Source organism: Streptomyces sp. NPDC014907 (genome assembly GCF_055562975.1).
This window is the reverse complement of record NZ_JBVHEG010000004.1, coordinates 584,008-598,296: the sequence shown is the minus strand read 5'-3', so window position 1 is coordinate 598,296 and position 14,289 is coordinate 584,008. Positions and strand designations below refer to the sequence as shown.

12 protein-coding genes are annotated in these 14,289 nt (G+C 73.8%); 10 read left to right on the top strand and 2 right to left on the bottom strand.

Annotated elements, in window-relative coordinates; genetic code table 11:
- Positions 1 to 32: 32 nt before the first annotated feature.
- The 8 genes from ACZ3IL_RS14915 (at position 33) to ACZ3IL_RS14880 (ending at position 9,582) form a co-directional block, all read left to right on the top strand.
- Positions 33 to 290, top strand: a complete 258-nt coding sequence (locus tag ACZ3IL_RS14915; protein WP_467390283.1) for a helix-turn-helix domain-containing protein — start codon at positions 33 to 35, stop codon at positions 288 to 290.
- Between the two features lie 49 nt (positions 291 to 339).
- Positions 340 to 723: a PPOX class F420-dependent oxidoreductase gene (locus ACZ3IL_RS14910; protein WP_467390281.1), complete on the top strand. Its 384-nt coding sequence runs from the start codon at positions 340 to 342 to the stop codon at positions 721 to 723.
- A gap of 304 nt (positions 724 to 1,027) precedes the next feature.
- Positions 1,028 to 1,870, top strand: coding sequence for a nitrilase-related carbon-nitrogen hydrolase (locus ACZ3IL_RS14905; RefSeq protein ID WP_467390279.1), 843 nt, complete (start codon positions 1,028 to 1,030; stop codon positions 1,868 to 1,870).
- Positions 1,867 to 3,147, top strand: coding sequence for an aspartate aminotransferase family protein (locus ACZ3IL_RS14900; protein WP_467390277.1), 1,281 nt, complete (start codon positions 1,867 to 1,869; stop codon positions 3,145 to 3,147). Before ACZ3IL_RS14905 ends, ACZ3IL_RS14900 begins: the two co-directional genes overlap by 4 nt.
- Before the next feature lie 88 nt (positions 3,148 to 3,235).
- Positions 3,236 to 4,639 (top strand): dihydropyrimidinase, encoded by a 1,404-nt coding sequence (hydA, locus tag ACZ3IL_RS14895; RefSeq protein WP_467390275.1) that lies wholly within the window; start codon positions 3,236 to 3,238, stop codon positions 4,637 to 4,639.
- A gap of 11 nt (positions 4,640 to 4,650) precedes the next feature.
- A complete protein-coding gene (locus tag ACZ3IL_RS14890; protein WP_467390273.1) occupies positions 4,651 to 5,667 on the top strand; it encodes a TIGR03842 family LLM class F420-dependent oxidoreductase in 1,017 nt (338 codons plus the stop codon).
- A gap of 110 nt (positions 5,668 to 5,777) precedes the next feature.
- Positions 5,778 to 6,290, top strand: coding sequence for a hypothetical protein (locus ACZ3IL_RS14885; RefSeq protein ID WP_467390271.1), 513 nt, complete (start codon positions 5,778 to 5,780; stop codon positions 6,288 to 6,290).
- Positions 6,291 to 6,306: 16 nt separating this feature from the next.
- Entirely contained in the window at positions 6,307 to 9,582 is a 3,276-nt protein-coding gene (locus tag ACZ3IL_RS14880) for a tetratricopeptide repeat protein (protein WP_467390269.1), read from the top strand.
- A 31-nt stretch (positions 9,583 to 9,613) separates the two neighbouring features.
- Here ACZ3IL_RS14880 and ACZ3IL_RS14875 read toward each other — a convergent pair whose 3' ends face one another.
- Entirely contained in the window at positions 9,614 to 10,426 is an 813-nt protein-coding gene (locus ACZ3IL_RS14875; RefSeq protein ID WP_467390267.1) for a serine protease, read from the bottom strand.
- Between the two features lie 280 nt (positions 10,427 to 10,706).
- The gene (locus ACZ3IL_RS14870) at positions 10,707 to 11,771 is read right to left on the bottom strand and encodes a lipoate--protein ligase family protein (protein WP_467390265.1); all 1,065 of its coding nucleotides are present in this window, start codon (positions 11,769 to 11,771) and stop codon (positions 10,707 to 10,709) included.
- 179 nt (positions 11,772 to 11,950) lie between these two features.
- Here ACZ3IL_RS14870 and ACZ3IL_RS14865 point away from each other — a divergent pair, with 179 nt between their 5' ends.
- Both ACZ3IL_RS14865 and ACZ3IL_RS14860 read left to right on the top strand, forming a co-directional pair.
- Complete coding sequence (locus tag ACZ3IL_RS14865; RefSeq protein WP_467390263.1) at positions 11,951 to 12,814, top strand: inositol monophosphatase family protein; 864 nt, start codon at positions 11,951 to 11,953, stop codon at positions 12,812 to 12,814.
- A 52-nt stretch (positions 12,815 to 12,866) separates the two neighbouring features.
- Complete coding sequence (locus tag ACZ3IL_RS14860) at positions 12,867 to 14,285, top strand: phytoene desaturase family protein (RefSeq protein WP_467390491.1); 1,419 nt, start codon at positions 12,867 to 12,869, stop codon at positions 14,283 to 14,285.
- Positions 14,286 to 14,289: the final 4 nt, after the last annotated feature.

The window sequence follows — 14,289 nt, the reverse complement described above, 5'->3', positions numbered from 1 at the left end:
ACCAATTACTATACCGGTATTAGAATGGTCCCATGGTGCGCACCCCCCTGACCCCCGAAGAGCGCGAGCGCGGCGAGCGCCTGGGCCTGCTGCTGCGCGAGGCGCGCGGCGAGCGGTCCATGGTCGAGATCGCCGCGGCCGCCGGACTCTCCGCCGAGACCCTCCGCAAGATCGAGACCGGCCGGGCCCCGACCCCGGCCTTCTTCACCGTCGCGGCCCTCGCCGGCGTCCTCGGCCTCTCCATGGACGAACTGGCGACGCACTGCTCCCCGGCGCCGGTCCCGCTCTGAGCCGGGCCGGCGCCCGGGACGGCCCGGCGCGCCCCGTAGGCTCCCGGGCATGATTCCCGAGGAACTGCGGCGCGGTCGCTACGTCAGCCTGACCACCTTCCGGAAGGACGGCACGGGGGTCGCGACGCCCGTCTGGTACGCGGTGGAGGGCTCCGAGCTGTACGCCTGGACCCGCACCGACTCCTGGAAGGTCAAGCGGCTGCGGAACGACCCGCGGGTCGTGGCCGCCGTCTGCGACGTGCGCGGCAACGTCCCCGAGGGTGCCGAACGCGTGACCGGCGAGGCCCGCCTCGTGACGGGGGAGGAGCTGCGCCGGGTCCGGCGGCTGCTCCTGCGCAAGTACACCTGGCAGTTCTGGTGCGTCGACGTGCCGGCCACGGTCCTCCGGCTCGGCAGGCGCCCGCACACCGGGATCGTCGTGCGCTTCCCGTGAGCCCGGGCCGGCGCGCGCCGGCCCGGCGTCCGCAGGGGTCGGCGCACCCCGCTCGCGCACGGCCGTGCGTCCCGCTCGCACATGGCAGCGCGTCCCGCTCGCGCAAGGCCGCGCGGGCCCGTACGCATGGGGACGCGCGGGTCCGTACGTGTCCGATGTGGACCACTCGGGTATGAAACATGATCGACTCGGCCGCTTCGCGGCGGTGGTCTTGCTCCGGGGTGTGACGGGGCTTACGTTCTCCTCCTACGCATCGCGTCTACGTGCGTAGAGGCTCTCTGACGCCGTGCCGAAGGAGCAGCTCATGAACGACGTCGTACGCGCCGCGCTCGTCCAGGCGACCTGGACCGGGGACACCGAGTCCATGATCGCCAAGCACGAGGAGCACGCCCGCGAGGCCGCCCGGCAGGGCGCCCGGGTGATCGGTTTCCAGGAAGTGTTCAACGCCCCCTACTTCTGCCAGGTCCAGGAGCCCGAGCACTACCGCTGGGCCGAGCCCGTCCCCGACGGCCCGACCGTCCGCCGGATGCGGGACCTCGCCCGGGAGACCGGGATGGTGATCGTGGTCCCCGTCTTCGAGGTCGAGGGCGAGGGCTTCTACTACAACACCGCCGCCGTGATCGACGCCGACGGCAGCTACCTCGGCAAGTACCGCAAGCACCACATCCCCCAGGTCGAGGGCTTCTGGGAGAAGTACTACTTCCGCCCGGGCAACGCCGGCTGGCCGGTCTTCGACACCGCCGTCGGCAAGGTCGGCGTCTACATCTGCTACGACCGGCACTTCCCGGAGGGCTGGCGCCAGCTCGGCCTCAACGGGGCCCAGCTGGTCTACAACCCCTCCGCCACCCACCGCGGCCTCTCCTCCCACCTCTGGCAGCTGGAACAGCCCGCCGCCGCCGTCGCCAACGAGTACTTCGTCGCCGCCATCAACCGCGTCGGCGTCGAGGAGTACGGCGACAACGACTTCTACGGCACGAGCTACTTCGTCGACCCGCGCGGCCGCTTCGTCGGCGACGTCGCCTCCGACAAGGCCGAGGAACTCGTCGTCCGCGACCTGGACTTCGGCCTCATCGCGCAGGTCCGGCGGCAGTGGGCCTTCTACCGGGACCGCCGCCCCGACGCGTACGACGGGCTGGTGGAGCCGTGAGCGGCCTCCACGAGCGGCACCGGGCCGTCATCCCCGACTGGGTCGCCCTCTACTACCGCGACCCCATCGAGATCACCCACGGCGAGGGCCGCCACGTCTGGGACGCCGAGGGGCGCAGGTACCTCGACTTCTTCGGCGGCATCCTCACCACCATGACCGCCCACGCCCTGCCCGAGGTCACCAAGGCGGTCGCCGACCAGGCCGGACGGCTCCTCCACTCCTCCACCCTCTACCTCAACCGCCCGATGGTGGAACTCGCCGAACGCGTCGCCGCCCTCTCAGGCATCCCCGACGCCCGCGTCTTCTTCACCACCTCCGGCACCGAGGCCAACGACACCGCCCTCCTCCTGGCCACCGCGTACCGCCGCTCGAACCAGATCCTGGCGATGCGCAACAGCTACCACGGCCGTTCCTTCTCCACCGTCGGCATCACCGGCAACCGGGCCTGGTCGCCCACCGGCCTCTCCCCGCTCCAGACGCTCTACGTGCACGGCGCCGTCCGCACCCGGGGCCCCTACGCCGGGTACGACGACGAGCGGTTCACCGAGGCCTGCGTCGCCGACCTCGAAGACCTCCTCGGCCACACCCGGAACGTCGCCGCCCTCGTCGCGGAGCCGATCCAGGGCGTCGGCGGTTTCACCTCCCCGCCCGACGGCCTGTACGCCGCCTTCCGCCGCGTCCTCGACCGGCACGGCATCCTGTGGATCTCGGACGAGGTGCAGACCGGCTGGGGCCGCACCGGCGACCACTTCTGGGGCTGGCAGGCCCACGGCCAGGCGGGACCGCCCGACATCCTCACCTTCGCCAAGGGCATCGGCAACGGCATGTCGGTCGGCGGGGTCGTCGCCCGCGCCGAGGTCATGAACTGCCTCGACGCCCAGTCCATCTCCACCTTCGGCGGTTCGCCCGTCACCATGGCCGCCGGACTCGCCAACCTCTCGTACCTCCTGGAACACGACCTCCAGGGCAACGCCCGCCGCGTCGGGGGCCTCCTGCTCGAACGCCTCCGGGCCGTCTGCGCCGGCGTCCCCGCCGTACGGGAGGTGCGCGGCCGGGGCCTCATGATCGGCATCGAACTCGCCGAACCGGACACCGGCCGCGCGAACCCGGACGCGGCCGCCGCGGTCCTGGAGGCGGCCCGCGAGAACGGCCTGCTCATCGGCAAGGGCGGCGGCCACGACACCAGCGTCCTGCGCGTCGCCCCGCCCCTCTCCCTCACCGTCTCCGAGGCCGAGGAGGGCGCCGCCCTCCTCGAACAGGCGCTCCGGTCCCCGTGAAGCCGGAAGACCGCCGGTTCCGGCGGCCCGGCGGACCGGCGGCCCCGGTGGTCCCCGCAGTCCCGACGCATCGAGCAGGGAGAGTCCCGTGAGCACTCGTACCCTCATCAGGGGCGGCCTCGTCGTCACCGCCGCCGACGAGGTCCACGCCGACGTGCTGATCGAGGACGGCCGCGTGGCCGCCCTCGCGGCCCACGGCTCGGACGCGGCGGCCGGCTGGTCCGCCGGCCGGACCGTCGACGCCACCGGCCGCTACGTCATCCCGGGCGGCGTCGACGTCCACACCCACATGGAGCTGCCCTTCGGCGGCACCTCGGCCTCCGACACCTTCGAGACGGGCACCCGCGCCGCCGCCTGGGGCGGCACCACCACCATCGTGGACTTCGCCGTGCAGACCGCGGGCCGCTCCCTGCGCGAGGGGCTCGACGCCTGGTACGCCAAGGCCGACGGCGTCTGCGCGATCGACTACGCCTTCCACATGATCCTCTCCGACGTCAACGAGCACACGCTCAAGGAGATGGACCTGCTCGTCCAGGAAGGGATCACCTCGTTCAAGCTCTTCATGGCGTACCCGGGCGTCTTCTACAGCGACGACGGGCAGATCCTGCGCGCCATGCAGCGCTCCGCCGGCAACGGCGGGCTGATCATGGCGCACGCCGAGAACGGCATCGCCATCGACGTCCTCGTGGAGCAGGCCCTCACCCGGGGCGAGACCGACCCCCGGTACCACGGGGAGGTCCGCAAGGCCCTCCTGGAGGCGGAGGCCACCCACCGGGCGATCCAGCTCTCCCGGGTCGCCGGAGCACCGCTGTACGTCGTCCACGTCTCCGCCCGGGAGGCCGTCGCGGAGATCGCCGCCGCCCGCGACAAGGGGCTCCCCGTCTTCGGCGAGACCTGTCCCCAGTACCTCTTCCTGTCCACCGACAACCTCGCGGAGCCGGGCTTCGAGGGCGCCAAGTACGTGTGCTCGACGCCGCTGCGGCCGAAGGAGCACCAGGCGGCGCTGTGGCGGGGGCTGCGGACGAACGACCTCCAGGTGGTCTCCACCGACCACTGCCCGTTCTGCTTCACGGGCCAGAAGGAGCTGGGGCGGGGGGACTTCTCGAAGATCCCCAACGGCCTGCCGGGGGTGGAGAACCGCATGGACCTCCTCCACCAGGCCGTCGTCGACGGGCACATCTCCCGCCGCCGGTGGATCGAGATCGCCTGCGCCACCCCGGCGAGGATGTTCGGCCTCTACCCGCAGAAGGGCACGATCGCCCCCGGCGCGGACGCCGACATCGTCGTCTACGACCCGCACGCCACCCAGGTGCTGTCGGCCGGGACCCACCACATGAACGTCGACTACTCGGCGTACGAGGGGAGAACGGTCACCGGCCGGGTCGAGACGGTCCTCTCGCGCGGCGAACCCGTCCTCGACCGGCGCACGTACGTCGGCCGCGCCGGACACGGGGCCTTCGTCCCCCGTTCCACCTGTCAGTACCTGAACTAGGAGGCCACCCCGTGGACTTCGGACTCGTCCTGCAGACCGACCCGCCCGCCTCGCGGGTCGTCGGCCTGATGCGCCGGGCGGAGCGCAACGGCTTCCGCCACGGGTGGACCTTCGACTCCGCCGTGCTCTGGCAGGAACCCTTCGTCATCCACAGCCAGATCCTCGAACACACCACCAAGCTCCATGTGGGCCCGATGGTGACCAACCCGGGGACGCGGGCGTGGGAGGTGACGGCCTCCACCTTCGCCACCCTCAACGACATGTTCGGCAACCGGACCGTGTGCGGCATCGGGCGCGGCGACTCCGCGATGCGCGTCGCGGGCCGCAAGCCCAACACCCTGGCCCGCCTCGGCGAGGCCATCGACGTCATCCGCGACCTGGCGGAGGGCCGCGAGGCCGAGGTCGACGGCAACCCGATCCGCATCCCCTGGATCAAGAACGGCAAGCTGCCGGTGTGGATGGCGGCGTACGGCCCCAAGGCCCTCGCCCTCGCCGGGCGGAAGGCCGACGGCTTCATCCTCCAGCTGGCCGATCCCTTCCTCACCGAGTGGATGGCCGGGGCCGTCCGCGAGGCCGCCCGGGACGCCGGGCGCGACCCCGACGCCCTCACCGTCTGCGTCGCCGCCCCCGCCTACGTCACGGCCGACGACTCCCCGGAGGCACTGGCCCACGCCCGCGACCAGTGCCGCTGGTTCGGCGGCATGGTCGGCAACCACGTCGCGGACCTGGTCGCCCGGTACGGCGAGCACTCCGGCATGGTCCCGGAGGAACTCACCGCGTACATCAAGGACCGGCACGGCTACGACTACGCGCACCACGGCCGGGCCGGCAACCCCGACACCGCCTTCGTGCCCGACGAGATCGTCGACCGCTTCTGTCTGATCGGCCCCGCCGAGGCGCACGTCGAGAAGCTGCGACACCTGAAGGACCTCGGCGTCGACCAGTTCGCCGTCTACGCGATGCACGACGCCCAGGAGGCCACCATCGACGCGTACGGCTCCGGGATCATCCCCGTGATCAACTCCTGACCTCCCGCCGTCCCGTCAAGCGGAACCCTTCGACCGGTCCCATTCGGTGTCCATGCGCGGCAGCGGAGCTGTACGTTGCGGAGAGAGGCCTTGAGGCGACGTGAGGGTGGGTGGGGACTTTGCTGGCCGAGACGTTGACCGCGTTGGCGGCGGCGGGTGGCGGGGCGGTGGTCCAGGCCGCGGGGACCGACGCCTGGTACGCGGTGCGGCAGCGGGTCGCCGCGTTGTTCGGCCGCGGTGACGCGGAGCGGGGGCGGACCGAGCTGGAGCGGCTGGACCGGACGGCACGGGCCCTGGAGCCGGGTGCCGTCACGGACCCGGACCGGGAGCTGTCGCGCCAGGAAGGCATGTGGCAGGAGCGGTTCGAGGTCCTGCTGGAGTCCCTCGGCGCGGGAGACCGGGAGCGGGCGGTCCAGGACCTGCGCGCCCTGCTGGCCTTCGTCGCCGGTGCGGGGGACGACACGGCGCTGGCGACCGGGAACGCCCTGGCCCGGGACGGCGGCAGCGCCGTGACCGGGGTGAAGCGGTCGGGCGGCGGCCGGGCCGCGCGAGCCGTGAACACCGGGGCCGCGGAGGCCACCGGCGCGGGGTCCAGCGCGGTCAGCGGCATCGTGGCCGAGTAGACGGCCGGGGCGACGCATGGCCAAGTGGCGATGGGGCAGAAGGCGAGACCCCGGCAAACGCACCCCGGCCGGGGGCACGGTGGGCGGCGTCCCGCCCGCGCAGCAGGTGTCGGGCACCGGAAACGCGAACGCGACGCACGGCGGCATCGCCGTCTCGGGCATCTACAACGACCATTCCAGCGTGGTGCTCCCGCCGGAGGCGGTGCGGCCCGTGGGCGAGGTGAGAGCCCGGCCGGGACTGGACAACCTGCCGTACCGCACGGCCCACTTCGTGGGGCGCGCCACCGAACTCGACCGCCTCGACGCCGCCATGAGGAAGACCGGTGGCGTGTGGATCCAGGCCGTGCACGGCCTCGGCGGGGTCGGCAAGAGCACGCTGGCCGTGCACTGGGCGGCCACCCGGGCCCGGAAGCACCGCCTCGCGCCCATCCGGTGGATATCCGCCGACAGCGCGGCGGGCGTGGAGCGGGGCCTGGCCGCCCTGGCCACCGCCCTGCAGCCCGCGACCTCCAAAGCGCTGACGGTGGAAGCCCTGGCCGAGAACGGGATGCAGTGGCTGGCCACGCACAGCGGCTGGCTGCTCATCCTGGACAACGTCAACCACCTCGCGGACATCGCCCCGCTCCTGGCCCGCGTGCCCAGCGGTCGCTTCCTCATCACCAGCAGACTCGCCACGGTGTGGCACGACGCCGCCGAGGTCATCCGGCTCGACACCCTGCAGCCGGCCGAATCACTGGCCCTGTTCACGCGCATCGCGAACGTCGGCGGCGACCGGGACCTGTCCGGAGCGGCCGAAGTCTGTGCGCAACTGGGGCATCTTCCCCTGGCCGTCAGACAAGCGGCCTTCGCCCTCGCCGAGAACCCCCTGCTGACCCCGGGCAGGTACCTGGAACGGCTCCGGCGGAACCCCGGCCCGCTGTACCTGCGGGGCGGCGAGGGCGCCATCGACCCCGAACACACCGTCGCCCGCGTCTGGCGCGTGACGCTGGACCTCCTCGCCGAACAGCAGCCGCTGGCGGCCGACGTGCTGCGCACCCTGGCCTGGTACGCGCCTGACGGCATTCCCGCCGGGCTCCTGGACGGCGGGGGCGAACCGGCCGAGGTCGACGACGCGATCGGCGCCCTGAACAGATACAGCATGATCACCGTGGACCCCGGTGCCCGAGCCCTCTCCGTCCACCGGCTGGTCCAGTCCGTGGCCCGGACCTCCGCCGACGACGACCCGCACCGCGCGCCCGGTCTCATCACCGAGGCCCGGGAGCGTGCGACCGCCGCACTGGAGGCCGCCGTCCGGCCGACCGACTGGCAGGACGCCGCCACCTGGCCCACCGGGCGCGTCCTGCTCCCGCACATGGACGCCCTGGCCGACCACACGCCGGTGAGCGCCGACACCGGCATCACGGCACGGCTCCTCGTCCACGCCGGTGTGTTCCTCACCAGCCAGGGACTCGCCGTCCGAGCCGTCGCGCACCTCCGCCGGGCCCTCGACCACCACGAGCGGGAACTCGGCCACGACGACATCCACACGCTCACCTGCCGTCACAACCTGGCGCACGCCCACGAGACGTCGGGGCACGTGAAGCGGGCCATCCCCCTGTACGAGCGGGCCCTGCGCGACGAGGAACGCGTACTGGGGGCAACGCATCCACTCACCCTCGCCAGCCGCAACAACCTCGCCGACGCCTACAGGGCCGCCGGCGATCCGGACAAGGCGCTCGCCCTGCTCGGAGGGAATCCCGCGTACGGCCCGCTCATCGGCCCGCTTCCCGGCGCGTCCGAGGACGGCGAGGGCATCACCGCTCTCGCCATGCGCAACACCCTCGCCCACACACGGCTGACGGCGGGGCACCACGACGAGGCCGTTCACCTGTACGGGGAGAACCTCGACGCCTCCGTCCGCGCGCTCGGGGAGGACCACCACCTCACCCTGGTGACGCGGAGCAACCTGATGGCCGCGCGCGCGGCGTCGACGGATCCGCGAGAGACCGTCCGTCTCGTCGAGGAGGTCCTCGGCGACATGGAACGCGTCCTGGGCGATGAGCACCCCGACACCCTCGTCATGCGGGGCAATCTGGCGGGTGCCTGCCGGAAGGCCGGTGAGCTCGACCGGGCCGTCGCGCTGTTCGACGAGGTACTGCCGGTCATGGAGCGCGTGCTCGGCGAGAACCACGGTACGACTCGCGCCGCCCGCGTCGCCCTCGCTCTCGCGTGCCGCGCGGCCGGCGACCCGGACCGGGCAGCGCGCCTCGCCGCCCCGAGGCCGGACCCGCCGGCCGGTCCCGGCGCACCGTCGGCGCACCGTACGGACCCCACCGATCCCGGTGCGGCGGCGGTCCTTCCGGAGGAGGGGCGTCCCGACACCCGCGGCGCCGACATCGGCTACGGGTTCCTGGCCGTCGGCGACGTGGACCGCGCCGTTCCCCTCCTGGAGCAGGCCGTCCGCGACGACCGGCGCCGGCTCGGCGGGGACGACCCCGGCTCGCTCACCACCCGCCACAACCTGGCGGTGGCCCACCTCAAGGCGGGACGCGCCGAGCGCGCCGTTCCGCTCTTCGAAGAGGTCCTCCGGGCGCGGGAGCGCTCACTGGGGGAGGACCATCCCGGCACCCTCACCAGCCGCAGGCATCTCGCGGACGCCCACCGCGAGTCGGGCGACTTCGACCGGGCCCTCCCGCTCTACGAGCGGACGTTCCGCGCGCGGACACGAGTCCTCGGCGCGCGGCACGAGGACACCCTCGCCGTCCTCGGCATGCTCGCGCACACCTATCGGCTCGCGGGCCGGCCGGACCGGGCCGCGCCGCTTTTCGAGCAGGCGCTCCACGGGCAGGAGCGGGTGCACGGACCCCACCATCCCGACACGCTCACCGTCCGCAACAATCTCGCCGGGGCCTACCTGGACGCGGGTGAGATCCACCGGGCCGCGCTGCTCCACGAGGAGAACGCCACCGCGTGCGCCCACGCCCTCGGGGAGGACCATCCGCACACCCTCGTCGCCCGCCACAACCTGGCGGTCGCCCACGCCGCCTCCGGAGACTTCGGCCGGGCCCTCCCGCTGCTCGAAGCCACGTTCCGGCGACAGCGGAGGGTCCTGGGAGCGGATCACCCCGACACCCTCTCCACGCAGCTGAGTCTGGCCGGCGCGTGCCGGGCGGCCGGACTGCGGCGCCAGGCCCGGAGTCTGTACGGGCAGGCCCTCTCCGGGTGCCGTCGCACCCTCGGGGAGGAGCACCCCCTGACGCGAGCCGTGCGCCAGGGCCTGGCGTCCACCAGGCGGTCCGGGCGCCGGCGCTGAGCGCCGCGCCCCTCGCTCCGGCGCACCGCCTTCACGAGGTGCGGGACGGCCGCTCCCCGGTCACCCGTGCGATCCAGTCGAGGTACGACCCGACGCGGGTGTTCACGGCGGGGGAGTCGGTGGCGCACCCCCGCCCGTAGGAGACCAGGCCGACCAGGTACGGCTTCCGCGCCACCGTGCGGACCAGGGGGCCGCCGGAGTCGTACTGGCAGGTGTCCCGCCCGGGGGAGTACGTGCAGAGCTGGGCGGGCGTCACCCGGAACGATCCCCTGGCCTCGCAGGCCGCGTTGTCCACGGTGTCGAGGGTCACGGTCCGCAGGACGTCGGAGGCGCGTCCGCCGAACGAGGTGGCGCCCCACCCCGGCGCCTCGACCCGGACGCGGCCGGAGGCGTCGCGGGCCCGGCGGGAGGGGAGGGCGACCGGGCGCACGTCCGCGCCGGACGCGACCGGCTCGGCCAGCCGGACGAGCGCGATGTCGTTCCGCTGGGTCTCCGGGTCGTACTCCGGGTGCGGCAGGAACCGGGCCGGGGTTGCGAGGACCGCGTGCGGGCTGTCGGTCCCGCTCGTCAGGTCGTGGTCCCCGAGGAGCACGCCCACCCGCGCGGTGCTGCCGTACGCGCCCGTCAGGCAGTGCGCGGCCGTCAGCACGTACCGGTCGCCGATCAGCGCCCCGCCGCACATCACCCGCCGTTCGGCCAGGTCCACGAGCCCCGCCATGAACGGGTACTGGTGCGGCCGGGCCTCCCGGCCCCCGACGACCGCGTGCGCCGGCGCGGACGCGAGCGGGCTCACGCCCATCACCGCTCCCGCGACCGAGGCCACGAGCTTCCGCGTCCCTCCCATGAGCCCTCCGAACCGTCGACGCCGCACTGCCGGGGCCACCCGCGTGCAGAGACGTTTCCTCCGCGTGCTCTCCGGCCCGCGTCGGCATCAACGAACCGGGCGGAACCCGGTCACCCCGGCCCGGGCCCGGACTGGTGTTCGGCGGGAGGGAGCGGGGGAACCGGGGGCGCGCGGGCGCGGAACTGACGGAGCGGGGGTGGTGCGCGGGCGGGGGACCGGAGCGGGGGTGGTGCGCGGGCGGGAAGCCGACGGAGCGCGGGCGGGGGACCGGAGCGGGCGGCTACGGCACGCGCGCGGTCCACTCCTCGGTGGCGAACTTCGTCCGCACCAGCTCCTCCGCCCGGACCCGTTCCTCCTCCGTGACCTCCCCGGCGGTCAGTCCGTAGCGGTCGCGGAAGGAGGCGATCATCTTCTCGATCACCTGCTCCCGGGGGAGGCCCGTCTGGCGCCGGAGCGGGTCCACCCGCTTCTTCGCGCTCCTCGTGCCCTTGTCGGACATCTTCTCCCGGCCGATGCGCAGGACCTCCAGCATCTTGGCGGCGTCGATGTCGTACGACATGGTCACGTGGTGCAGGACGGCCCCCGGTCCGCCGTCCGGTCCGACCACCCGCTTCTGGGCGGCGCCCGCGATCTTCCCGGCCTCGGTGGCGATGTCGTTGAGCGGCTGGTACCAGGCCTTGATCCCCATGTCGCCGAGCGCGCCGAGGACCCAGTCGTCGAGGTAGGCGTAGCTGTCGGCGAAGGACAGGCCCTGCACGAGGGCGTCCGGGACGGAGAGCGAGTACGTGATCGTGTTGCCCGGCTCGACGAACATCGCCCCGCCGCCGCTGATCCGCCGCACCACCCGGACGCCGTGCCGCCCGGCGGCCTCCGGGTCGACCTCGTTGCGCAGGGACTGGAAGCTGCCGATGATCACCGCGGGCGAGGCCCACTCCCAGACCCGCAGGGTCGGCGGCCGGCGGCCGGCCGCGACCTCCGCCGTCAGGACCTCGTCCAGGGCCATGTGCAGGGCGGGGGACTGCGGGGGCTCGTGGATCAGCCGCCAGTCGTAGTCGGTCCAGTCCGTGGCGTGGGCGAGGGCGCGGCGGACCGCGATCCCTACGCCCTCCGACGTCAGCCCGAACATGTGCGTGCCCGGCGGCAGCGCCGCGTCGATCCGCGCCGCGAGCCCGGCGGCGTCCGCGTCGGCCGGCGCGCCCTCCAGGGCCCGGTCGATCGCCAGGATCGCCTCGTCCGGCTCCAGGAAGAAGTCGCCGGCGACCCGGACGTTCCGCAGGACACCGCCCTCGGAGTCGAGGTCGACGACCACCAGCTTTCCGCCCGGGACCTTGTACTCGCCGTGCACGGACTCCTCCTGCGGGTAAAGGGATGAACTCGGCCAAAGAGTACTCTCCGGGGGAACGGCCGACGACGGATGCGCCGCGGCGCCCGCCGGGACGCGCCGCACTGTCCGCCGAGGCGCGCCGCACCCGTCCGCCGGGACGCGCCGTACCGTCCGCCGGAGCGGCGTGATGGGATGGACGCGTGATCGAAGACTTCCTTGAGCACGTCCTCGCCGGCGGTACGACCGAGGTGGAGGAGGCGGTCCGCGAGGCCGCCGCCGCCGAGATCATGCCCCGCTTCCAACGGCTCGCCGTCCACGAGGTCGTCGAGAAGAACGGCCCGCACGACCTGGTCACCGTCGCCGACCGGGCCGCCGAGGCCCACCTCACCGCCTCCCTCACCGCGCTCCTCCCCGGTTCCGCGGTCGTCGGCGAGGAGGCCGTCCACGCCGACCCGGCGGTCTACGACGCGCTCGGCGGCGACGCGCCCGTCTGGATCGTCGACCCCGTCGACGGCACCCGCCAGTTCGTCCACGGCGACCCCGCCTTCTGCACCCTCGTCGCCCTCGCCCGGCACGGCGAGGTCCTCGCCTCCTGGACGTACGCGCCCGCCCTGGAGCAGATGGCCGTCGCGGTCCGCGGCCGCGGCGCCACCCTGAACGGGCAGCCGCTGCGCGCCGGCTCGCCCGCGCCCGGCGAGGTCCTGGAGATCGCCTCCTCGCACCCCGACTACACCACCCCCGAGCAGCGGCACGCCCTGCGCGGCCTGGACACCGACGGCGTCCGCCCCCGCCCCTGCGGCTCCGCCGGGCTCGAATACCTGGCCGTGGCGCGCGGGGAGCTCTCCGGGGTCGCCTTCTCCTGGGAGTACGCGTGGGACCACGCGGCCGGACTCCTCCTGGTCGCCGAGGCGGGCGGCGCGGACACCACGGTCGCCGGGGAGCCGTTCCGCCTCGCAGGGGGCAACGCGCTGCCGTTCACGGCGGCCCGCGACGCGGCGACCGCCGAGCGGATACGGACCCTCCTCGGAGGCGGTGGGGCCGCCGAGCCGGGCCCCCTATCCTGAGAACCCGGCCACCGGCTGACGAAGGAGCCCGCGGGTGACGAACAGGACACCGATGCTCGACGCCGTCGTCGTGGGGGCGGGCCCCAACGGACTGACCGCCGCCGTCGAACTGGCCCGCCGCGGCTTCTCCGTGGCCGTCTTCGAGGCCAGGTCCACCGTGGGCGGCGGCGCCAGGACCGAGGAGCTGACCCTTCCCGGCTTCCGGCACGACCCCTGTTCCGCCGTGCACCCCCTCGGCGCCGGTTCGCCCGTCTTCGGGACGATGCCCCTCGACCGGTACGGACTGGAGTGGCTCCACCCGGAACTGCCCATGGCCCATCCGTGGGACGACGGCACCGCCGCCGTCCTCGCCCGCTCCGTCGCCGAGACCGCCGCCTCCTTCGGCCCGCGCGACGCCGGGGCCTACCGCCGGCTCGTCGCCCCCTTCCTCGGGAAGTGGGACACGCTGGCGGCGGACTTCATGCAGCTCCCGCTCACCGCGCTGCCCCGCGACCCGGTCACCCTCGCCCGCTTCGGCCTCGCCGGACTGCCGCCCTCCACCTGGCTGATGCGCCGCTTCCGGGACGAGAAGGCCCGCGCGCTCTTCGCCGGGCTCGTCGGCCACGTCATCGCCCCCCTCGACGGCTTCGCCACCGGCGCCGTCGGCCTCGTCTTCGCGCTCGCCGCCCACGCCGGCGGCTGGCCGCTGCCCCGGGGCGGCTCGCAGTCCCTCTCCGACGCCCTCACCGCGTACCTCAAGGACCTCGGCGGCGCCGTCCACACCGACTACGAGGTCAAGCGCCTCGACGACCTGCCGCCGGCCCGCGCCTACGTCTTCGACACCTCGCCCACGGCCCTCGCCCGGATCGCCGGCTTCGGCGGCCACTACGACCACTACACGTACGGCGCCGCCGCCTTCAAGATCGACTACGCCCTGGACGGTCCCGTGCCGTGGACCGCCGAGGAACCCCGCCGCGCCGGCACCGTCCAGATCGGCCCCACCGCCGGGGAGATCGGCACCGCCCTGAACCAGGCGTCCTCAGGCACCGCCCCCGACGTGCCCTTCCTCATCACCGCGCAGCCCAGCCTCGTCGACCCCTCCCGCGCGCCCGCGGGCAAGCACGTCTTCTGGGCGTACGGCCACGTGCCCCACGGCTGGCGCGGCGACCTCACCGAGGCGATCGAGCGCCAGATCGAACGCTTCGCCCCCGGTTTCCGCGACCGCGTCCTGGCCCGCGCCACCGCCGGCCCGCCCGAACTCGCCGCCCGCAACGCCAACTACGTCGGCGGCGACATCGCCTGCGGCGCCGCCCGCGGCCTCCAGCTCCTGCTGCGCCCCACCCTGTCGCCGCGCCCCTACGACACACCGCACCCCGCGGTCTTCCTCTGCTCCTCCGCCACCCCGCCCGGCCCCGGCGTGCACGGCATGTCCGGCCACAACGCGGCGAAGGCGGTCTGGCGGCGACTGCGCGCCCCCGCCCGCGAAAATTAGACTG